Origin of the sequence: Persicobacter psychrovividus (assembly GCF_036492425.1) — a bacterium.
GTDB classification, from domain to species: domain Bacteria; phylum Bacteroidota; class Bacteroidia; order Cytophagales; family Cyclobacteriaceae; genus Persicobacter; species Persicobacter psychrovividus.
The window spans coordinates 116,559-140,737 of record NZ_AP025296.1 but is presented as its reverse complement, the minus strand read 5'-3'; the positions used below and the strand labels follow the sequence as shown (position 1 = coordinate 140,737).

Below are 24,179 nucleotides of genomic sequence, written 5' to 3'. Positions count from 1 at the left end.
TGGGGGGTATGAATTATCCATAGGGTTGGACAATCAAACCGCCAAAAAAAATTGTATCCCAATCAATAAATACTTTTAAAAATAAACAATATTAGCTTTTGAGTGGATATTTATACTCCAATTTTAATTATTTTTTAATGAATTGTTGCAGGTGAAACTTTCCGTTGCTGCAAAGCACCTTCAAATGATAAATACCCTGAGGCAAACCATTTAACATCAGCACCAGCTGCTGCCCCGATTTCTGAATTTTGGGATTAAACTTTTGGCCCGTTGTATTGAAAACATCAACGGCAGTGGCAACTTCCTGCAGTTCAATGATCAGCTGATCTTCAGCAGGATTGGGATAAATTTTCATCCCTAAAGTGGTCGTTGTTAGTGGATCGTCGGCCTTTATTGTGATGCCCACCGATGCGGTCACCTCAGGACGGCTAACCGACATTGCCAAAATTTCCGTCTGTCCTTCCGATAAGGCGGTTACCTGCCCATTTTCATCCACCGAAGCAATTGATTCGTCCGTACTTTGCCACACTACTTCTTGATCTTCTGCTCCTTCAGGCAGTATTTTAACTGTCAGCTGCAATTGCTCCCCTACACGCATTTGCCGCTCGGACTCCCCTTCGATGGTGATTTTTTCCACCTGTAAACCACCAAGGGCAATATCATCAACATAAAAATTATTGGGAACTGCCACCGCTACATCCGGCTGAATGATGATCTGATCAATTTGCAGAAAATCTGCCCGTTCCAGCGCATCGTCCTTTGTGCTAAAGGTCATATCCTGAATACTGAACTTTATTTTTTTCCATGCAAAAGGGCTCAAATCGATGCTTTCCTGATGTAATTCCAGCGCACAGGCCTCTTTTCCGTCCTCATCAAACTGAATCAACTTCACCAAAAGGCTGTTGGTAAAAACATCCGAATAAGTCAAAAGGGACAGGTAGGTATTATTTCCTAAAGGAAAACCGGTTGCAGGCTGTAAACCGAAACCTGCTCCGAAGGTGCTGCCTGTTTTTTCAAAATAGAAAACCCTTTCCGAAGGGTTGATTTGATCCCCTGTTGGATTATCAACAACTTCGCTGCGAAACGATTCGCCGTTACCATTCCACCCAAAGGAACCATTACCGTCCAACCAATTGAAGTCAGAGGTTTCAAAATCAATCATTACCCACTCAAGCTCCTGCTCTTCACAATCCTCGGCATCGGGATTTTCCTTGAACCGGAAATTATCAAAATACAAATCATAATCTGCCGCGGCATCTTCCGGATTGGAGAAGATCGTTAAGCTTTCCATCTTCCCACTGGCGGGAATGGAAAGAACAACCGTTTGCCATTCTGCTGAAGGGGTAATCGGTATGCGGTCATCCAGTTTTTCTCCTGAGATGGTCGTGATCGCATAATATATTTCGGTCAGGTCTTCGGATAAATACTGAAAGGAAAAGTCTACATGGCTGCACATAGATATGGGGGCCAAGGTTGGTGAACTGAAGCCCAGTAATTTCCACTGCCCGGGACCTCGGCTTACTTTCAGCACTTTTTCAGAGGTATTGATGCCTGCTTTCTGTGGGTTGTCGGCTTGTAAATCGATGGCCTCGTGACTACTGAAAATCTCCACCGCTTCCGGTTGTTTACCTTCCCCATAAACAGGGATGTGATCATCAAAATCTGCCAAAACAGTGTAAGAAGCAGCAAGGACACGCACTGAAAGCTCATCAAATTTTTGTTCATCGGATTCTGCTGTGGCCCGAACGGTAGCATCACCAGGGCCAACGGCGGTCAATGCCCCATCGAGCACCGTAACCACCGCTTCATCAGAAGAAGTCCAAATCAAATTTTTGTTGGAAGCCTGCTCAGGGAGTACTTCCACTACGAGCTTTTTTGTGCTGCCATCTATTAGCTCCAACACTCCCCCCTCAAAGTTAATTTTTACTTCTTCCACAGGCATATCCTGTAAATTGGTGTTGCGTACTTTTATGACCTGTTTTACAGAGCCGTCAAGGGTTTCCACGGTGATTGTTGCCTCCCCATCCCCGGTAGCGGTAATCCGTCCGAACTGATCTACATGAGCGACAGCGGTTTCAGAACTTGACCACTTTAAGGCGGACTGGCTGGCTTCAAGATTATCGAGGTTTACCGTTACCACCTTCGATTCTTTAAGGAACTGAAAATCGTTGATCTCTTGCGATGAAACAGTTATTTCCCCAATTTTCTGCGGACTTTGGGCATTGCGGTGTTGGCGGCCATTTACAAAACCGTAGGCGGTGGCCGCATGTAAAGAATTCTGGTGAATGGTGTTTTCGGTAAGCATTGGAGCGATGGCATTATGCGAAAAACGCTCATGCCCCGGCCAGTTCAGAACTGTGGGCGTCATGGAAAAGTTATGCCAGTGTTCATTCCAGGGTCCCTGTCCTCCAAGTCGTTCAATCCCATCGGCCATCGTTCTCTTGTAGGCCATTTCCTGCTGTTTGGCGGTAAAAGCCCAAGGACCATAAGGGATCCATCCTGGAAATACCCCCCAGTTTTCTGTGATTGTCCGACCATCCAGATTAAAAGCCCTTTTCACAGGCCTTGGCCCAATTCCTGTCATATTTGTACTATGCCGCGGGTTGGTGCCCAGAAAATAATCGGCAGTGGTATGCACCACATCTTTATACTGCTCATTCCCTGTAAGCGCATAGGCGACCATGGTTTCAAACATCCATGGCGTTGTGGCTTGCCCAACGAGCATCGGCATATCAAACACCCCACCCCAACGTGCTGCTCTTTTTTCAGCGGCATTCAAGGCGCTGTTCGTCGCGGTACGTTCCGCGGCAGCGCGCAAGCTCTGCTGTAATTCTGTATCTACATCAATATGATCGATCAGTAAATAAGCGTATGCTGCATATGCCTGATGGGTCGTAAAATTTCCGGCATTTTTAAAACTGTTCAACCCTTGTATGGCAATTTCATGATACTTGGATTTACCCGTAAGACGGAATAAATTCACGGCGGCATAAGTTTCATAGACCGTCAGGGGTTCAGGGTAATTATTCCCAGATTCAGGCTGATTTTCCGGCGCCGCGGCCCAATCAAAAGCGGCCTCAGCCTCTTCGATAAAATTGGCTTTGAGGTACGTCATGTCATCGAAAGTTTTAGCATCAAGCATCTCCACGGGCCATTGCTCAGGATCCCTTCCCAGCTTTTTGATGATCATGGCAAACTGCGCGGCCTCGCCGGCATACATATAAGTCATGAAGGCGTCCGCCTGCGTTACCAAAGTCGGTCGATGATCCTGCCACGAAGGGGTGCCCTCATGCTCGGGGTTCCCAAGGGTATTGTTGTAGGGATCTGCGCATACACGTGCACCACCTACCCCACCATTGGAGTACCCTGCTTCCTGCAAGGCTTTTCGCAGCCGGAAGTTAAACTTGATTAACCAGGAGGCTTCATCTACAATATCCGGAATCCCATTCCCACTTTCCGGAATATCATATTCCTGATCCGCAAAAAGCTCGGGAAAAAATTCATACATTATCATCAAAGTCATCGGGACGCGCTGGTGATGTGCATAGCTGTCCCAGTCGCCGGCATCCTGATACCAACCCGCCACATTCAGCACGTTGCCCTCTGCCGCACCAATAATCTGATCGGTGTTGTTACCACCATTATCCGCATTGTCCCAGTTCATATATGGGAAATCTGAATACACCACTTTATCGGCATAAGAATGACCTTCCTGATCATGGACCATAGGATTTTGAGTGATGGGTCGAATATAGGGTTTGCCCTCATAATTGGCTTCAATACGAATCCCACTCCGCTGATGGTATATGGCCCTTGCGGTAGCGTAATAGGCTTCCCACACGGGGTTTTCATTAATTCTGAAAGGAAAAGAGCAGCCCATTTCAGGGATGGCTACCCGATAATTTCCTGGCGCACTTAAGCCGGAGAAGTCTGCCTCATAAACATCTGCACCAAGGAAATTATTTTCTGGCGTTTCATCAGGCTGCCCCGTTTCCTGATTGTTTTTTGCTTTGCGAAAGGCGATTTTACCTTCGAAAGCCGTTTGGCCATTTTCATCGATTACCAAAAAAGTTTTATTGTCAAAATCAGACAAGTCCACACTGCCCATTGTTCCTGCCCAATGATATATATATGCATATTTAGGGGCCGCCGGCGCATAGCCTAGCGTATTGACATGAATGGCTTCGGATCTCAATTGGTGGGGATCAAAAGTCCAGCTGATATCACTCACCCCCTCCAAACCAAGCGCGGAAAGGTCGAAAGAATAATTTTTCCCTTCCTTAAGCGCTGAAGGCAACTCAAGGTAAATCCAATGGTCACTCACCCAACTTTCCTCAACAGGAGCATACTGCCCACCGGTCCACTCCAAACCCTGATAGCAAAAGGCTGATCCAATAGATTTACGCCCGACAGCCAAGGGGTTGCGTACCTCCGAAAAATCGGGATCATCAGTGGAAGAAACGCCATAACTTTCCACCGCATCCAATAAGGAAAAATCAAGTTCCGTTTTATGCACCTTTCCAGCATTGGCTGCAGTGCCATCATATTCCACCTCCCCATCGACAATAAAAATTGATATTAACTGATCTGTCAGTGGTAAGACTTCAACTTTGGTTTGTGCGTGTCCATAGAAACATAGCGTAACCAACCATAAAAATGTAAAAGTTGTCCTTTTCATCGGCTTAAAAAATTAGTTTACCCCAAGGTAAGTCTCCCCCACTTTTTGATGGTGGACTTTCAATTTAGCCTTGCGCACAGCGACGAATTGACCTCCAAATGTGAATAAATTATCCTATATAAATTGGCGGGTAAAACAAAGATTTACGCTCTGCATTTCATCATAAGGAGCATCTAAATATAGCATATGCGACATTGGCCCATAAAAAAGCCCTGCCGTATTTTTTGGCAGGGCTTAGGTAAGGTTTGATCAAATAAATTGAATGGCGCTTATGGGCAAAAGTCCGAAGATTCGAGCGCCACTTGCTTTGTTGCAGGAGGCTTCAGGATTAAATCTGCATGCTGATGACTAATTTCTGGGGCCCTTCCTGCGGATGATTAAAAGTGAGCCTTTTGGTGTTTTCATCATAATCAAAACGGTCCTCGGCTATGGCCTGACCATTAACTTTAAGTAATGGCTTTTGTGGAATATCACGAAAATCGAAAGTGTAAGAACGCGTTTCATTTTGTAATTTTCCATGCTGATTTACTTCAAACTGAATCGTATTTTCTTCAGCCGTCATCACAAAATCCGTCATGGAGTACTGCCCCGTTTCGTAGGCGCGAGAAGTGCCATCGTCTTCATACAGGTTAAATGCTCCCGTTCCCCGATAGGCCACCACGGTAAGGTGGTCCTCTGTTTGGGATGCTGTATTCATTGCCAGGTCAGCCAAAGGATATATTGTTCCTGAAGAGACAAAAACTGGTATTTTATCTATTCCGGCCGCGACCTGCTGCTCTCCGGGCTCGTAGATTTGATCGTCAAAAAAATCGAACCACTTCTGCCCATCCCCAAGCTTCGGAAGATAAACCAGCTGGCTGTCGGCACCTTCTTTTACTACAGGCGCCACCAGTAAATCGCCGAACAGGTATTGATCGTCGCGCTGCTTGACCGCAGGGTCATCAAACTTCATCATCATTGGTTTGATGAGCTGCTCTCCCTCAAAGGTTGTTTTTGCTGCATAAGAATAAATATAGGGGATCAGTCGATACCGAAGATTGAGGTACTTTCTGGAAATTTCCAGGGTCTGCTGATCAAAGGCATAGGGTTCGCAGCTTTGGTCCTCGCCAGAATGTGGCCTGAGGATAGGCGAAAAAACGCCAAACTGAAACCACCTTGTATAGAGCTCCGGGCTGGTGCATGCCTTGGGGCCATCATAAGCCTGCCAGTCACCTATCTGATCCCAAGCGTTGGTGAACCCACCAATATCCGAAGCAAAATGCGGCATGCCACTCATCGAACAGCCTATCAACATTGGCACCTGCAACGCCAGGGCATCAAAGTTTTTGGCAGCATCCCCCGACCAGTTAAAGGCGCCAAATTTGTGCATTCCTGCCGTTCCCGCGCGGGTAATATTGTAAAGTCTGCGGTCAGGGAAATCCTGCTTCATTCCCCGATCGAGCACCTGTGCAAACAGGTAACTGTAAATATTGTGAACCTTAGGTTCTTCCCCCATAAAAAACTGCCCTGCGGTGGTCGATACATCCGGCTCGGTCAGGTCCACCCAAAAGGCATCAAGTCCCAAATCCAGATTCGCTTTTTGTTTTTTCCAGAGCCAATCCTGCGCCGAAGGGTTGGTCAGATCAAGTAAAGCGGCAGATCCCGCCCAAAAGGAAGGCAAAACATAAGCACTGTCTTGCACCTTCATCAGCCAGCCTTGTTGTTTCAGAAATTCAAAATTCTCCGATGACTGATTAATCTGAGGCTCATTGATAATCAGTGTTTTAATATGGCGATCTTTGAGCTTCTGCATAAAACCTTTAGGGTTTGGGAAGTGGTTTTTCTCCCAGGTAAAGTTCCCCATATTATGGCTGTTGTCATTGTAGCCACCAAACCAGTTGGCATCAAGAATAATGGCATCAAGCGGCAACTGATTGGCCTGAAATTCTTCCACGACCTTATAAACTTCCTTATCGTCCTGATAGGAACATTTGCTTTGCATCAGGCCAAAGACCCATTTTGGTGGCAAGGACGGATACCCTGTTAGGGCAAAATATTGATTTTGAAGGTCCTGCAACTGCTCCCCTACGGTAAAATAAATCACCATTTGGCCGCCATCAGTTTGATAGGACCACTGGTTGGGGCTGGTTTTGCAAAGGTCAAAATTGCCGGTATAGCTGTTATCGAAAAATACCCCAAATTTTCGGTCAGTATAAAGGTAAGGGATATTTACCTGCAGGTTTTCATAAGGTTTGCTGTATCCGCCAACATGGTTATTGACCGTCGAAAAAGCATAGCCTTTTCGATTCACCGGAATGGTCTTTTGCCCCATTCCATAAAAGGCCTCAACCTTTTCAGCAGAAAAAATCACCTTGCTCTTTTTGGCCGATTTTTCATAGGCATTGATTACGGATAGGGTTTTGCCCTGCTGATCGAGCAAGCTAATTTGCCAGGGGCTTTTGGAGATTTTCAAGGCTGATGTTGCTCCCTGAAGCAAAAGTTGATCCTGGTGTTCTATTACTTTAGGAAGGATGAATTGTTTATCATCGATAAAGCTGAAATCATTTTCCGGCTGGTTCAGGAAAGCAAGCCGGATGTTGCCGTTGGCTAAAAAATTAACCTGCAGACTGTCTGAAGGCCCATTGATAAAAAAATCCTTGCCCTCTTGTTTAAAGGTGAAGGTATCATCCGTAAATTTTACGGTTTGGCAGGCACTAAACAAGCCCAACAAAAAAAGTAGAAGAATCCGCATAATGAACAATCATAGGTTAGAAGAAAAATACTATGCACAAAATCGTCTTTTTCTAACCCATGAAGGTCTACTATTATTTCAAATTGGGTTACTATTCAATAGGTAATTCAGCATCCTAAAATACGGTTGATTTGTACCCTGTAAAGTTATTATTGCTGAACCATTAAGTACTGAACAATGACTTGTGCGCAGATTAAACCGTGGACAATGAAATATCAAACAGTCATTAAAGGAGCTGCATCAGTTCAAACTCCACACAGCAGGCTGCACTTTACCCTGGCCATCAATCCCCATCTTCTTCGCCTCCTTCTTCGTCCAGGGCTTGTTCCCCTTTCTTGATAATTTCGTCGGCGGTATGCTCCAGTTCTTTTTCCAATGGGGCTGCCTCCTCGGTTTGCTGTTGCTGAATGCTGAACTTTGCAAACAGCGGAAAATGATCAGACCCAATGCTGGGCATTACTTTCATCGCTTCAATTGCTATTTCTTTGGAATTGAAAAGCAGATCAAGCGGAAAACGAAAGATCGGCACCGTTGCGGGAAAGGTATTGTGAAAACCATTTTTGATGCGGGCATCATTCAGTGTGGATATTTCTGAAAATAGCCGTGAACTCCTGGACCAACAGACATTATTGAAATCTCCTGCAACCAGGCAAGGGGTTTCGAGCTCACGAATCTGTTTGGCGATCATCATCAGTTCGGCATCTTTCTGCGCCGAAGTTGGTTTTTCTGTTGGGCTGGGTGGTGGTGGATGTATTCCCCAGAAAGAAAAGTCCCGTCCGCCCTGATCCTGTAACTGAACGTGAATGGCAGGACGGTCTTCGGAAATAAAATAATGTTCCTTCAGATGCTTTACTGGCAGCTTGGTATAAAAGTGCATCCCGTAGCGATTTTCCTTGGGGATTTTATAACAGTAGCTATATTCCTGCTCCAAAACGGAGAGGGCATCCTCCCACCTTTGGTTGCTTTCCATGGTCAGCAAAATATCTGGCTGGTGCTTTTTAACCATCGCTATCAGCAGGTGGTAATCTTTGTTTTTTTGCAGGACATTTGTACTGATCATCGTTACAGGATGTGCGCCCTGTTTTTTTCTGGCGATCAATAAATTCAGTGGAAAATAAGGTGCAATAATGTATGCCTGAAACAACATGGCCACGCCAAGAAACAGCTGTGCATATAAACCATAGGCGCCCCAATCTTTCATAAAATAAAAATTGACCACAAACAGCAAAAGCTGAATAACAACTACCTGCAACCTGACGAAATCAAAGAAACGGAAGGTCCAATGACTGACCCTCAGGCTGGGCAAAAAACTCATCATTGCAAAAATACAGGAAAGGGCAATAAAGGTGGTTGGCATGGGTAAAGGCTATTGGATTCCTCATACAAACCGTTCTCACGGGTGCATGCTGAAGAATCTGTCATTTTTTGGTTTGCTGAATATATACTATTCTTTAAGGATGTCCAAATAAGTGTCTGCCGTTTGAAATACCCCCTTGATATTCAGCCGGTTTTTTAAAGATCATTTGATGGATTGTACAACAGCCGTCAGTAATTTTCATCAGCCTACCTGTTAATAGTGGGCCGAATTTTGGGGATCGTCCATATCGTTGATTCGCAATAAAAACTTGTTGGTAGACCTTTTTATGCTGTTGATTGAAGATATTTTTGGTCCTGCTTTTATCCCCTTACATTTGAATCAACATAAGAACAGTATTCATCTACAAACCCACATCAAGACTATGAGTATATTAAAATCCACCTTTGCTTTTGCCATGCTGGCGATTTTCAGTGTAGGATTGGCCATTGCGCAGCCACCCGCCGACCGACAGGGTCCTCCAATGCCTGATGCCGCACAGATTGAAGCGATGATGACCAAAATGAGTCAGGAGCTTTCACTAAGTAGCGATCAGCAACAGCAGGTGCAACAGCTTTTCGATCAGCATTTTAAAGCGGTTGAGGAAAAGATGGCCAATGGTCGACCTGAACGATCAGAAATGAAGCAGCTGAAGGATGAGCTTGATCAGCAGGTAAATGCAGTACTTTCCGAGGAACAACAAGCGTTGTACGAAAAATATAAAAAGGAAAACCGACCTCAGCGAGGACGAAAAGAAAGAAGAGAAAAATAATCCATCCCAAAAATAGGTAAGTTGAAGCGTGGGCACTGTCATCTGGTGCTTACGCTATTTTTTTGCCCTGACCGAACCTGCGACGATACACAAATACCATCTGACTTGCATTATCTGAAGATTGCACCAATTCAATTTTCACTGAATTCGGCCAAATTGGTTTGGCTGTGGGCTGACCTGTAGGATTTCCTTCCTGAACACAATCATAATATGCCCCCTGATTACGATATCGCACATAATTGATGTGAATCGCCAAGATGTAGACAAAAAAAAGTGGCTTAACAAATACAGCATGAATTGGAAGGTATTCCCTCCGCTTCTTATGCCGCTATTTGCAAGCCACCTTTAAAGGGCGTTTAATTTTCGCCTATTTTATTTTTTGACAAATTTAGTCACTTGTTGATTTACGTGGATAACATAAACGCCTGTTGGCAATGCTGAAACGTTAATCACTTGCTGATTTTCTGTTGCCGCTTGTTTCAATACCTGCTGACCATTCAAGTTAAAAATACGGATGGCTGCACCCGCTTCCGCTTGTACTTTAATGATATCCGTCGCTGGGTTAGGGTAAACCTTGAGGGTATTTTTAGGGTCATTTGAAGCAATCACTTCCTCTTCAAACATGGCATAGAACATTTGATCTCCCATGCTTCCTTTTTCAATCACCGTTACGGCGTCACCTGTAAATTCGGCATTGGTATACCAACCTTTGAACTCGTAACCCGCTTTGGTGGCAGGTAAAAGTGCTACCTCCTCTTCGATGGTGTAAGTCAATGGGCTATCAGTTGTTCCCCCATCCAGCTCATAACTAATGGCATACGCTATCGTCATAAATTTAGCATAAAGGTCGCGATCTCCAGCCGAGCCTTCCTCAATACCTGTAAGCTCATCACCAGAGAAATCGGCATTGGCATACCAACCTTCAAAAGTGTATCCTTCCTTGCTTGCGCCTTCAAAAGTAACCGTTGAGGCAACAGTAAAGGTCGCTGGGTTGTTGATTGAATTTTCACCGCCATCGAGGTGGTAAGTGATCTGATATTGTGTCATTTCAAATTTAGCATACAGCATCAATTCTCCCGTAGTCCCCTGAGCGATTTCAGTGATTACTGACCCTTCAAAATTTTCATTGTCAAACCACCCGTAGAAAGTGTAATTCTCCTTCGATGCGTCATTCAAAGTGATCGCATCTTCTACCGTGTAGGTCGATGGATTATCTGCTGTTCCGCCATTCAATTCATAAGTGATATTGTAATCAATGACTTCAAATTTAGCATAGACGTCCACAGCCTCACTGCTTCCCAATGCAATACCAGTGATTGATTCTGTAAATTCAGCATCCTTGAACCAACCCATAAAAGAGTAGCCCGCTTTGCTTGCATCAGCAAAAACAACCTCTTCTTCCATATTATAATCCGCAGGGTTTGTCGTTGCATTTTCACCACCATCCAGATGATAAGTGATCGCATAACGTGTCAATTCAAACTTAGCATATAACATTAAATCGCCCGTGGATCCCACCGTAATTTCAGTAACCTGCTCACCAATAAAATCTGCCGTTTCAAACCATCCTTCAAAAGTATAACCATTTTTTGATGCTGCTTCAAAAGAAAAAGCACTGTAAACATCATACGAATCAGGGTTTGCAGCGACATGCTCCCCACCATTCAATACATAATCAATTTGATAAATGTCCTTTTCAAATTTGGCAAACAGGTTCAGGTTACCCATGCTCCCCTCCGTTACGCCAGTAATCATGTCACCTGTAAAATCTTCATTATCATACCAACCCATAAAAGAGTAGCCCAATTTCGTTGCGGGATCAAAGGTAAAATTTGAAAGCACCGTATAGTTTTCAGGATTGTCCTGAGCATTTTCACCCCCATTAAGCGTGTAAGTGATATCATAATTAATGATGTCAAATTTGGCAAACAGGTCATGATCCGTATGGCTGTTGGTCATGATTTGGGTGATCTCATCTCCAGTAAATTCCTCATTTCCGTACCAGCCCATGAACTCAAAACCTGCTTTTGTTGCTGGCGCAAGCGTGATGTCCGCGTCCTCCATAGTGAACGTTTCCGGGTTGCCCTCACCGTTCATGCCATTATCCAAATGGTAAGTGATTTTGTAATTGGTAAGTTCGTATTTTGCATGCAGCACCAAGTTCCCTCTTGTTTCTGGCGTAATTTCCGATATTGGATCCCCTTCGAATTGGTCATTTTTGAACCAGCCTAAAAAGTCATAGCCTTTTTTTACCCCATCAAGAATTGAGAATTGGTCGCCTGCGGTATATTGCTCAGGATTTTCAGCAGGAAGTGAACCGCCATCTCTGCGATATTGAATGGTGAAAACCGCAGGAGCATATTTTGCATAAATGGATTTTCCAGCCAAGGTTGCAGGGGTAAATTCCGTAATAGGATCGCCTGAAAAATCTGCTGTATAATACCAATTTTCTACCGCAGCCCCTTCTGCTGTTAATTGCTCATCCAAGAAATTTTGATTGACATCACTCAAACCATCAGGGAACGTCAAAGACGTAATTTGATTTCCCGCCAAAGCTTTCTGGTTAATTTTAGTAACCGTTGCAGGAATTTCGATGGTGGTTAATTGATTCTCTGCAAATACCGTATGCGTTAATTCTGTATAGGCATCATTATTTGGAAGTATTACCGTTTGGATATTATTGTTCTGGAAAGCATAATTCGCAATCACCATTACCTTGTCAGGAAATTCAACGGCCTCTATGAGATTGTTCTTAAAGGCTTCATTTTGAACCCTTGTGATGGTCGAAGAAAAAGTAACTTCTGTAATATTATTATCACTGAATACCGCTTTACCAATATTAATCCAGCCTTCTCCGAAGGTTACTTTACGAATGTTTTTATTGGCCAAAACGCCTTCATTAAGTTGCGTTACTTTTTTTCCCGCATCGTTGACAATGGTTGGGATTGTCAAATTAGTACCCCCTGGGTTCTGAGAAAAATCATAAGTAACTCCATCAACCTGGTTATTATTACCCCCTGTAAGCACAAGGTCTTCAAGGGTAAGGGTGTAATCAACTGCCTCCTGTGCTTTTGCATTACCCACGGTGGCAATAAATACAAAAAACACCATGGCAAATCTTAGTAAGTCTTTTAGCATTACTCTGAGTTTTGGTTAAAAAATATTGTGGTTAACACTTGATGATAACCACTATTTTTTCCGCCCTCCTTTGCTTTGCCCAAATGAAACAAACTTTGTTTTTATCCCCAATACAGGGTTTTAAAGGCGTATTTACCACTATGCTATTGCAAATCAGAAGTCTTTTATTTGCCGAATTGGGAGAAATTGAGATTTCTTTTCCTGCTGAAAAAGTAAACTGGGGTGACTATCAGGCCACCATAAAAAAAGTGAAAGCCCCTTCGATATCAGAAGAACTTTCACTTTTCACGGTCTTGCAAATGATTAAAAAAAACAAGGCGCCTTGCCATAAATTCAACTTTACAGCAACATGCCCCGGTAAATCTGTTACCAGAAAGATCGACGGTTAAGCCCTCTCCTTTGTCTTTTTCCTCTGAGGTTAAACCCTGCAGTTATTTCATGAGAACCCGAACTGACGGTTTGGATGCCATTAATTTGATAATCGTAAGAATAGGCGAACATTAACCCGTTGAGTAAGTCCATGCCAAAAATCATGGAAACATCCTCAAGTCCACGCAGGGAAAGCCCACCCCACAGAACAGATTTATACCTCATTTTCAGGTTGATGTCATACTGAAATTCATCGAAGGAAACTGTTTTCATCAATACCGAAGGAACGAAATCCAACTCTCGGGATAATTGAATACGGTAGCCCCCTGTCAGTAAATAGTTTGGTCGAAGTGATCCCAGTTCAGTCCCAAAGCCATTACTCAAATTGAACTCCGTTGCAGAAATACCCGCAAACCAATTACTGCTGTGCAGCCAAAAGCCCAATTGTAAATCGGGGTGCAGGCTGTTTTGTGCGTTGGCTAAAATGGGGTCATTCTGATCGCCCACATGAATTTTTTCTTTGTCGATCTGGTTGCTGATCAGCCCAATTGCCCCACCTGCTGCCAGCCTGATCGAAGAGTTCAGGGAAAGGTGATAGGCATAATTTCCATACATCCGAACCTGATTAATCGCACCAATCTGGTCGTTGAGGACATAGCCCCCCACCCCATGATGCGGTGCGGTCTGGGAATTGTGCGCCCTTCGGTAACCCCGTCGGCGGGCACTGCTGCTCCCCTTCGCACCCTGGTGCCCAATACTCGAATTTACACTCCCGAAGTAGGTTGATGGAGCGCCATCAATCCCTGCCCACTGGTTACGGTAAGCAAGCCGGAAGGCGGTGTGCTCATCGAGCCCCACCACCGCAGGGTTGATCACAATATAGTTGACCATATACTGAGACATTTGCATGGCACTTTGCCCAAACGCATTGCTACCTGCAAGTACAAAAAACAGAAGGCTATATTTAATATATGATTTCATGCTCAATAGAATTTAAAGGACGATATGGAGGTAACCTGTTTGGTGCTTTTCACCCTGCAGCTTGATGATGTAAAAGTAAGTTCCCGCTTGCAGTGGTTGCCCCGTCTGACTTCGGCCATCCCAATCGTTACTGTAATTGACCTGCTGATAAACCTGTTGCCCGAGCCTGTTGAAAATTTGCAGCTCTGTGTTGTTGTAACTTTCAATCGTCGGAATCTCCAGGTAATCGTTTGCCCCATCTCCATTTGGGGTAATCATATTCGGAACTTCGAATTTCTCTATACAATTCACAGGCACTGATGTCAGCAATTGCCCCACCTGCTGGTTATTTTCATCCAGCAAGGTGAAGGTTACCTGAACTTTTCCACGCTCTGGCTGCACGAGTTCGGCTGCAATCGGCTGCTGCTGCAAAGTTGTGTTTGGCAAACAAGGCAACAACACCTCAACATCATCCCGAAGGTCAGGCATTTTAAGGACACAGTTTGGATTGGCGATCAATTCCTCCGACAGCTCAAATGCCAACACCTTATCAGGATCGATCACAACATTTACCAGCTGCTGACAGATTTCCACATTCCCCCACTGATCTTTGACGCTCCAGGTAACGATGGTTTCCCCTTTCGGGAAAAACTGCGGCGCATCGTTGGTAATTTCTGGTGCCAGCACCCAATCGTTCACCACAGGAGTATTCAATTCCAGCGCAGCATCACATTCGCCATCGTCCGCAAAGGCCGTTACCTCTGCAGGGCATGATTTGATGATTCCCCGATCGGCAGGATTTTGCACGGTAATTCCCTGACGACAGGTTACTGATTTTCCATCCTCACCTGTGGCTGTCCAAATAACATGATGCTGACCAATAGGTAAGGTTGCCGGGGCATCCGAACTGAGGGTAAATGTTTTGCCACATGGCGCCTGTACTTCAGGTGCTTCCAATACAGGTAAAGTGGCAAAATCTGCTCCTGCATCAGGCATCAGACTTATATCATCTGCACAAACAATCTCCAATTCGTCGCCGGGGTTTACCGTCACCATAAAGGAGGCTTCCGCTGTATTTCCTGCAATATCGTAGGCCGTAACGGTTACCGTATGCACGCCGACATCAAATTGGCTGCCCGAAGGATGGCTCAATTCAATACGGTCAAATGTACAATTGTCGGTACCTGTAATTGGTGTCCAAGTAACTTCAGCCACACAACTTCCTGCCGTTGTCGCTACAACAATATCCGAGGGTAAATTAACAATCGTTGGGTTTTCTTTGTCCTCTACCGTTACCGTGAAGCTGTCGCTGATCGTGTTACCCGAGTTGTCCGTCGCCGTGTAAACAACTTCCGTTACGCCCAAACCAAATACATCACCTGAATTGTGCGTCGAAGTTAAGGTCAATTCAGCACCTGAAGAACAGTTGTCCGATGCCGTTGGCAATGTCCAAGTTGCTGTCGCATCGCAAGTCGATGAAGCGGACAATACAATATCCGAAGGTAAATTAACAATCACAGGTTTTTCATTGTCCTCAACCGTTACCGTAAAGCTTTCGCTGATGGTGTTTCCCGATTTGTCCGTCGCCGTATAAACAACCTCCGTTACGCCCAAGCCAAATACATCACCTGAATTGTGCGTCGAAGTCAAAGTCAATTCTGCGCCTGAAGAACAGTTGTCCGATGCCGTTGGCAATGTCCATGTAGCCTGCGCATCGCAAGATGAAGAAGCGGACAAAACAATGTCCGAAGGTAAATTAATAATGACTGGATTCTCGTTGTCTTCAACCGTTACCGTAAAGCTGTCGCTGATCGTGTTACCCGATTTATCCGTCGCAGTGTAAACAACTTCCGTTACGCCTAAACCAAATACATCGCCTGAATTGTGCGTCGAAGTTAATGTCAATTCTGCGCCCGAGGAACAGTTGTCCGATGCCGTTGGCAATGTCCAAGTTGCTGCCGCATCGCAAGTTGATGAAGCGGACAAAACGATGTCCGTAGGTAAATTAATAATGACTGGATTTTCTTTATCCTCTACCGTTACTGTAAAGCTTTCGCTGATCGTGTTACCCGAGTTGTCCGTCGCAGTGTAAACAACTTCCGTTACGCCCAAACCAAATACATCACCTGAATCGTGCGTCGAGGTCAAGGTCAATTCTGCGCCCGAGGAACAATTGTCCGATGCCGTTGGCAATGTCCATGTAGCCTGCGCATCGCAAGTCGAGGAAGCGGACAATACAATGTCTGAAGGCAAATTAACAATCACAGGTTTTTCATTGTCCTCAACCGTTACCGTGAAGCTTTCGCTGATCGTGTTACCCGAGTTGTCCGTCGCCGTGTAAACAACTTCCGTTACGCCCAAACCAAATACATCGCCTGAATCGTGCGTCGAAGTGACGGTCAAATCAGCACCCGAGGAACAGTTGTCCGATGCCGATGGCAATGTCCAAGTTGCCGATGCATCGCAAGTCGATGAAGCTGACAAAACAATATCCGAAGGTAAGTTAGTAATGACTGGATTCTCTTTGTCCTCAACCGTTACCGTGAAGCTTTCGCTGATCGTGTTACCCGATTTATCCGTCGCGGTGTAAACAACTTCCGTTACGCCCAAACCAAATACATCTCCTGAATTATGCGACGAAGTCAAAGTCAAATCGGCGCCTGAAGAACAGTTGTCCGATGCCGTTGGCAAAGTCCATGTAGCCTGCGCATCACAAGTCGATGAAGCTGACAAAACAATGTCAGAAGGCAAATCAACAATCACAGGTTTTTCTTTGTCTTCAACCGTTACCGTGAAGCTTTCGCTGATGGTGTTACCCGATTTATCCGTCGCAGTGTAAACAACCTCCGTTACGCCCAAGCCAAATACATCTCCTGAATTGTGCGTCGAACTCAAAGTCAATTCTGCGCCCGAAGAACAATTGTCTGTCGCCGTTGGCAATGTCCAAGTTGCTGTCGCATCACATGATGAAGAGGCAGACAAAACAATGTCCGAAGGCAAATCAACAATCACAGGTTTTTCGTTGTCTTCAACCGTTACCGTAAAGCTGTCGCTGATCGTGTTACCCGATTTGTCCGTCGCCGTGTAAACAACTTCCGTTACGCCCAAATCAAATACATCGCCTGAATTATGCGTCGAGGTCAAGGTCAAATCAGCACCTGAAGAACAGTTGTCCGATGCCGTTGGCAAAGTCCATGTAGCCTGCGCATCACAAGTCGATGAAGTGGACAATACAATGTCCGAAGGTAAATTAATAATGACTGGATTTTCTTTGTCTTCAACCGTTACCGTAAAGCTTTCGCTGATGGTGTTTCCCGATTTGTCCGTCGCAGTGTAAACAACTTCCGTTACGCCCAAACCAAATACATCACCTGAATTGTGCGTCGAGGTTAAGGTCAATTCTGCGCCTGAAGAACAGTTGTCCGATGCCGTTGGCAATGTCCAAGTTGCTGTCGCATCGCAAGTCGATGAAGCGGACAATACAATGTCAGAAGGTAAGTTAGTAATGACTGGATTTTCTTTGTCTTCAACTGTTACCGTGAAGCTTTCACTGATCGTGTTACCCGACTTATCCGTCGCCGTATAAACAACCTCCGTTACGCCCAAATCAAATACATCACCTGAATTATGCGTCGAAGTTAATGTCAAATCATCACCTGAAGAACAGTTGTCCGATGCCGTTGGCAAAGTCCAAGTTGCCGATGCATCGCAAGTCGATGAAGCGGACAAAACAATATCCGAAGGTAAGTCAGTAATCACTGGATTTTCATTGTCTTCAACCGTTACCGTGAAGCTTTCGCTGATCGTATTACCCGATTTGTCCGTCGCCGTGTAAATCACCTCCGTTACACCCAAGTCAAATACATCGCCTGAATCGTGCGTCGAAGTTAAGGTCAATTCAGCACCTGAAGAACAATTGTCCGATGCCGTTGGCAATGTCCAAGTTGCTGTCGCATCGCAAGTCGATGAAGCGGACAAAACAATGTCCGTAGGTAAATTAATAATCGTCGGTTTTTCTGTGTCCTCAACCGTTACCGTGAAGCTTTCGCTGATCGTATTACCCGATTTGTCCGTCGCCGTGTAAACAACTTCCGTTACACCCAAACCAAATACATCACCTGAATTGTGCGTCGAGGTTAAGGTCAAATCAGCACCCGAAGAACAGTTATCCGATGCCGTCGGCAAAGTCCATGTAGCCTGCGCATCGCAAGTCGATGAAGCGGACAATACAATGTCCGAAGGCAAATCAACAATCACAGGTTTTTCGTTGTCTTCAACCGTTACCGTAAAGCTTTCACTGATCGTGTTACCCGATTTATCCGTCGCCGTGTAAACAACCTCCGTTACGCCCAAACCAAATACATCGCCTGAATCGTGCGTCGAAGTCAAAGTCAAATCATCACCCGAGGAACAGTTGTCTGTCGCCGTTGGCAAAGTCCATGTAGCCTGCGCATCGCAAGTCGAGGAAGCGGACAAAACGATGTCCGAAGGCAAATTAATAATGACTGGATTCTCTTTGTCTTCAACCGTTACTGTGAAGCTTTCGCTGATCGTGTTACCCGAGTTGTCCGTCGCCGTGTAAACAACCTCCGTTACGCCCAAGTCAAATACATCACCTGAATCGTGCGTCGAAGTCAAAGTCAATTCAGCACCTGAAGAACAATTGTCTGTCGCCGTTGGCAAAGTCCAAGTTGCTGTCGCATCACAAGTCGATGAAGCGGACAATACAATGTCCGAAGGTAAATTAATAATCACAGGTTTTTCATTGTCCTCTACCGTTACCGTGAAGCTTTCGCTGATCGTGTTACCCGATTTGTCCGTCGCGGTGTAAACAACCTCCGTTACGCCCAAGTCAAATACATCGCCTGAATCGTGCGTCGAAGTCAAAGTCAATTCTGCACCCGAAGAACAATTGTCTGTCGCCGTTGGCAATGTCCATGTAGCCTGCGCATCGCAAGTCGAGGAAGCGGACAATACAATGTCCGAAGGCAAATCAACAATCACAGGTTTTTCGTTGTCTTCAACCGTTACCGTAAAGCTGTCACTGATCGTGTTACCTGATTTATCCGTCGCCGTATAAACAACCTCCGTTACGCCCAAACCAAATACATCGCCTGAATTATGCGTCGAAGTTAATGTCAATTCTGCACCCGAAGAACAATTGTCCGATGCCGTTGGCAATGTCCATGTAGCCTGCGCATCGCAAGTCGAAGAGGCGGACAAAACAATGTCCGTAGGTAAATTAATAATCGTCGGTTTTTCTTTGTCTTCAACCGTTACCGTGAAGCTTTCGCTGATCGTGTTGCCCGACAGGTCTGTTGCGGTTACGGTTACTTCGGTTGTGCCCAACTCAAAAGCACTCCCGCTGTTAGGTACGACTTCAAGGTTCGAAATTCCACAATTATCACTGGCGATAATTTTCGTCCAATTGACCACCGCATTACAGTTGCCCGCATCGGCAGCAACCGTCATATCTGCAGGTAAATTATCGATCGAAGGCAATTGCTCATCTTTCACCTCAACCAATACCATACACTGATCGGTGGCGCCTTTGGCATCCGTTACGGTCAGTGTAACCTCATTGGGTCCAATGTCAGCACATGAAAAAGAGGACTGACTTAATGCGAAGCTCAGGTCATCGCCATCGACATCAGTACTGGCATTATTCACCTCGCCAGCGGTTAATGTGGCGTTGCCTGAGGCATCAAGTTTGACCGTCAATGCGCCAACACAATTGGCCACAGGCGGACGGTTATCCGCTTTCACTTCAATGGTAACCGTCCCTTCATTAGAGACAAAATTCTGGCCTTTATAATCGGGTTGATCATAAAATTTATATTTGAAAGAAACCGTTTCGTGCTGATACAATTCAGGCGTGAACACCACCTGTTGCTTCGTTTGATCGAACACCACGCTCCCCTTGCCCTGATAATCAGAAAAGACAAAAATAACTTTTGAAGCAGGTACCTTCAGGTGATCACCATCGGCATCGGTATCATTGCCCAGCACATCAAGCGCAATCACACTCAGATCATCCGTTGTAAAGTGATCATCTTTAGCCTGCGGTGCCGAGTGATTAATATAATCAATTTCAATATTTATTTTAGCTTCCGCCTTATCGCCATCAACATCACTGACCTCAAAAGTAAAACTGTCTTGCCCATAATGTGGCTGAGTGGATTGATAAGTATAGGTGCCATTGGCTTGATCGATCGTTACCATACCCTTGGTGGGTGCGCTCACAACCCTGTAGGCAATACCCCCATCACCAATTCCCGACACGATAAATGCACGTGTTACCGATGTCCCTTCATCCAGTTGAAGATCTTCTCCACTGGCCACGGGAAAATCATTTACATTTGTGATTTTTATATTGGCGCGCGCTTTTGATTCCCCCACTTTGGTTTTCAGGGTATAATAAAAGTACAATTCGCCATAGTAGTCTTTTTCAGGTTTAAAAGTAAAGGTACCATCATCATTAAAGGAGAAAACACCTTCATTTGCTGTAATATCTGTTTCCTCCAAAATAAACTGAGGCTCATTACTTACCCCTTCGTCATTGAGCGACACATTGCCTGAATAGACCGTTCCCACATCAGATTCCGAGAACTCAAACTGGTCATTTTTTGCCAACGGTGTAACGTCATCATCCAAAATGGTGAAATAGAAATCATCATTTGCAAATTTCAGGTTGGCAGGCTGTCGACCATCTGATGATGCAGTCACCTTTATTTTTCGGGCACCGTCCACCTTGTAGTTTTGGTAGGTCTGTACCGTGAACGAAACGGTCTCTTCCCCTGCAGGAATGGTTATTTTGGCCTTGATCAGCGGATCGTAATAGCCCGTATGTTCAAGTAGATTTTCCGTTGAAACGTAAAAGATATAATCGTCAGCACTTGGAATCGTTACGTTTGCCGTAAAAGTGACCAAGTCCCCTTCTGTTACCTGCTGATCAGCAATCGCAATCACAGGGTCGCCACTGGCATCAATAATCGAGGCTTCAAGCGCAGTGGTGCTGCCCGCATTGCCGTCCGCTACATCTTTAAAATTATAAAACTGTACTTTAAAAAATTCTTCCGATTCAAAGAGCTCGTCTTCGAGGGTTTCAATTTCAAATGTTACGGAAGATTTACCCGATGGGATAGATACCGTCAGGCCATCAACCTTCGTATAATCCAAACCTGCTTCAGCGGTCAAATCCTCTGTCCTGTAATCAAAAGTAATGTCTTTCCCACTGACGGTATTCACTTCCCCCTGCTGAAGCTGCGCCGTAAGCACGACAGGTTTTCCTTCCACAACAGGATCGGCGGTAATTTTGACCACCGGCATAGGGTCTTCGTCTTCAATGGTAATGGTGGCGGTAATTTCATCCTCGATGCCCGCACCTTCAAAACCTTTGGCATTCACGGCATTGGAAAGTGTGAGGGTGAAATTTTCCTGATGCTCATCAATGGCATCATTAATAATGCTCACGGTAATCTGTTTGTTGATCTCGCCCGCGGCAAATGCAATTGTGCCTGAATTTGGCGAAGCGACATAGTCCTCCCCTGCCACGGCAGAGCCATCAGCAAACTGATAGTCAAAAGTAATTTCCTTTTCAGAACCGTAAAAACTCGATGTTCCATCGGAGAGGCTCACGGTAAACGTATAATCAGAATCCTGCCCCTCTTTCAGTAAAATACTGGTCGCATTGATTTTCAGAAATGGCGGTTCATCGTTGTCCTTGATCGTTACTTTGGTCTCAAGCTCATCGGCGATCATGGTCGCATTATAAGGCTCATAGAGAATCAGCTTAAAAACTTCATCATATTCATCGAAAACATCATCCGTAACCTGAATAATAACGCTGACCTCTCGCTCTCCGGGATCGATCCTGTTTGGAGGATCCTGGATCTTATAATCCTGAAAACCATCACGCTGGTTGGTGGTAATATCCTCCTGACGCAGGGAGAAGAAAACGGGCTCATCAAAATCCTGTAATTTTTTTACCTTGACGGCGATTTCTCCTACCCCTTCATCCACCTCTATTGAAGCGGTGCTCAATTCGAGACAAGGGTAAATCATGATCGGATCGGATGGGAATGTTTCGTCTCCGCAGCCTGTTTCAGCCGTTACCCGATAGGAACCGACATCCTGAACGGCGTAACTACTTTTGTCCACTCCAGAAGCGTCGGCTAATAAATTTCCGTCTTTGTACCAGTTGAAAATCCAGCCATCCTGCGGTGCACTCACCTGCAATTCGGCATCGCCAGCACAAAGGCCATATTGTTCCAGTTCAGGAGTCATTCCAATAACAGGAACTTCTCCGAATCCTGAGTAGTAACCGCCAGCGCCGATGTCATTGTTAACGATGGTCAGTACCACGTTCACCGGAGAAATATTATCCGCAGAACGCACCGTATAGGAATCATGCTGCGCATTGATGGCGTGTAAATACCAACCGGGTTTTTCCTGCACTTCTACCCCACCGGTCAGGCTTTGCACAGCACCACCGTCGCCAACCAATTCCAGTTCATTGGTACGGGCAATAACCTGCATCTTTGGCGTTCCGAGCGTTTTGGCATAAGAAACAGAAACCTCGCGGGCGCCATTACAGTTAAGCCTCGGCACCAAAAACATGCCCGGCGTGTTTTGCCCACTGCCATCGCGGGCACCAGCCACCGTTTGAAATACATAAACAGGGTGGTTGGCTTCAAGGTACATATACCCTTGCCCATCCACAACCTTATATTGGTCATTAGTGACAATCACATAATCGCCGGCAGCATTCAGCCCACCGCCCAAAACGTAATCCGACCCATTGACCTTCAAAGAAGTATTGGCCTCAGTAGCGACAACAATCAACTGTTCGATCTCTTTACGGGTCGATTCTCCGGGTCCGCGAGCTACAATGTATTCCTGCCCAACATATTCTATCGGTACTAATTGATCAATACCGATGTCGTGCCCGTAACCACTGCCACCACCGCCATTCCATGATCCGGAATTGACAACAATCGGCTTTCCGTTCGTTTCCAGCAAAGTACCATTGACATCATTAACCGCCATGCCCGTTCTCTGGCCATCAGCAAAATGATAACTCAAAATCACCGATTCTCCCTTGTTCAGGATATATGTCTCTTTGCCGTCTACCAGCAAGTCATAACTTTTTGTGGCCGGATTAAAGAACTGAAAGCCATGCTGATTTTTGACATCTACCTGCGTACCATTTTCAAGGGCCATAAACGACAGAAAGTGATTTCGACGGGAGTCCCTGTTGTCGCCGTTGGAGACCATATGACCGGTGAAAAATTTAGTCCCTTTGGCAAATTCCCCCTTGGAGGTCAAGATTCCTGCCTGCGGACTTGCCAAGTGCGTGATATTGACAAAGAATTTCTGCTCCGGATTTGAGGACTTGAAGGTCAGGCCACCAGCAGGTAAGACCGTTCCCGACAGGTTACGTTCCGTAAGCAACAAAAATTCATTGATCCTTTTATTCACCGTAATCTCTGTGCCATCCGCCCTTCTCAGGATGTAATCACGCAATGAGTTGGTTTCATCGGTATTGTCGGTATTGAAAATTTCTTTCCCCGCCCCATCCGTATCGGTTCCTGACTTGTAATCGGCCAGCTTAATCCGCACGGGCTTTGATTTACTGACCTGATAGGTTTTGAAAGGTACCTCACTGCCATTGGAGAAATAGCAGAGCTCCACCGTAACCTCCGAAGATTCATTGGTTGAGAGAATCGCAAAATGCTCATTAACATCATGCTGATATGTTCCACCTGAAGTACCATTCTTATACAAATCATAATAAAATGGCGGTAGATAATGTACATTACTCTCCTGTGCTACGGCAAATTCTGCGGTAAAGAACAGTAATGTAAATAAAAAAAACAGAACAGGTGAAAAAAAATGCTTAGGTAGATGTTGCCTCATTGACTAATATATTACTTGCTGATTGATATAGATATTAACGACACCTTAGAGCAAGAACATTTCTATCCAGCGGTTTTGTAAAGGCCATAAACCCTTACGCTACTGACCTGACAATCTACGAAAAAGTAAATTTTGAAATCAATTCTTACTATAAAAGTCGATCTATAATACACACTTTTAGCAACTTTGCCAATCTAAAGCTAAGTTTATTCTAATATCAAATTTAATCCACAACCTTACACCAAAAAAGCACAGATTA

Annotated in this window: 8 protein-coding genes; 2 read left to right on the top strand and 6 right to left on the bottom strand. The window is 45.1% G+C overall.

What is annotated here, in order from left to right:
• Positions 1-127: 127 nt before the first annotated feature.
• The 3 genes from AABK40_RS20790 to AABK40_RS20780 form a co-directional block, all read right to left on the bottom strand.
• Positions 128-4,678, bottom strand: a complete 4,551-nt coding sequence (locus AABK40_RS20790; protein ID WP_338399090.1) for an Ig-like domain-containing protein — start codon at positions 4,676-4,678, stop codon at positions 128-130.
• 328 nt (positions 4,679-5,006) lie between these two features.
• Complete coding sequence (locus AABK40_RS20785; protein WP_338399089.1) at positions 5,007-7,409, bottom strand: glycoside hydrolase family 31 protein; 2,403 nt, start codon at positions 7,407-7,409, stop codon at positions 5,007-5,009.
• A gap of 283 nt (positions 7,410-7,692) precedes the next feature.
• A complete protein-coding gene (locus AABK40_RS20780) occupies positions 7,693-8,766 on the bottom strand; it encodes an endonuclease/exonuclease/phosphatase family protein (RefSeq protein ID WP_338399088.1) in 1,074 nt (357 codons plus the stop codon).
• Positions 8,767-9,148: 382 nt separating this feature from the next.
• On the opposite strand from AABK40_RS20780, the gene AABK40_RS20775 reads away from it, so the two are divergent.
• The gene (locus AABK40_RS20775) at positions 9,149-9,535 is read left to right on the top strand and encodes a periplasmic heavy metal sensor (RefSeq protein WP_332920968.1); all 387 of its coding nucleotides are present in this window, start codon (positions 9,149-9,151) and stop codon (positions 9,533-9,535) included.
• 372 nt (positions 9,536-9,907) lie between these two features.
• Here AABK40_RS20775 and AABK40_RS20770 read toward each other — a convergent pair whose 3' ends face one another.
• A complete protein-coding gene (locus tag AABK40_RS20770) occupies positions 9,908-12,673 on the bottom strand; it encodes an InlB B-repeat-containing protein (protein WP_338399087.1) in 2,766 nt (921 codons plus the stop codon).
• An 83-nt stretch (positions 12,674-12,756) separates the two neighbouring features.
• Between AABK40_RS20770 and AABK40_RS20765 the strand changes: the two genes are divergently transcribed.
• Positions 12,757-13,062, top strand: a complete 306-nt coding sequence (locus AABK40_RS20765) for a hypothetical protein (RefSeq protein WP_338399086.1) — start codon at positions 12,757-12,759, stop codon at positions 13,060-13,062.
• Here the strand turns inward: AABK40_RS20765 and AABK40_RS20760 are convergent.
• Both AABK40_RS20760 and AABK40_RS20755 read right to left on the bottom strand, forming a co-directional pair.
• Positions 13,040-14,023, bottom strand: coding sequence for a PorP/SprF family type IX secretion system membrane protein (locus tag AABK40_RS20760; protein WP_338399085.1), 984 nt, complete (start codon positions 14,021-14,023; stop codon positions 13,040-13,042). The genes AABK40_RS20765 and AABK40_RS20760 overlap by 23 nt on opposite strands.
• A gap of 12 nt (positions 14,024-14,035) precedes the next feature.
• Positions 14,036-23,920 carry an HYR domain-containing protein gene (locus AABK40_RS20755; protein ID WP_338399185.1) on the bottom strand — a complete coding sequence of 3,295 codons (9,885 nt, stop codon included), beginning with the start codon at positions 23,918-23,920 and terminating at the stop codon, positions 14,036-14,038.
• Positions 23,921-24,179 lie beyond the last annotated feature (259 nt).

Coding starts and splice junctions, on each gene's coding strand:
- AABK40_RS20785 (WP_338399089.1), bottom strand. CDS start 7,409: ATGCGGATTCTTCTACTTTTTTTGTTGGGCTTGTTTAGTGCCTGCCAA.
- AABK40_RS20765 (WP_338399086.1), top strand. CDS start 12,757: ATGAAACAAACTTTGTTTTTATCCCCAATACAGGGTTTTAAAGGCGTA.
- AABK40_RS20770 (WP_338399087.1), bottom strand. CDS start 12,673: ATGCTAAAAGACTTACTAAGATTTGCCATGGTGTTTTTTGTATTTATT.
- AABK40_RS20760 (WP_338399085.1), bottom strand. CDS start 14,023: ATGAAATCATATATTAAATATAGCCTTCTGTTTTTTGTACTTGCAGGT.
- AABK40_RS20780 (WP_338399088.1), bottom strand. CDS start 8,766: ATGCCAACCACCTTTATTGCCCTTTCCTGTATTTTTGCAATGATGAGT.
- AABK40_RS20790 (WP_338399090.1), bottom strand. CDS start 4,678: ATGAAAAGGACAACTTTTACATTTTTATGGTTGGTTACGCTATGTTTC.
- AABK40_RS20775 (WP_332920968.1), top strand. CDS start 9,149: ATGAGTATATTAAAATCCACCTTTGCTTTTGCCATGCTGGCGATTTTC.
- AABK40_RS20755 (WP_338399185.1), bottom strand. CDS start 23,920: ATGAGGCAACATCTACCTAAGCATTTTTTTTCACCTGTTCTGTTTTTT.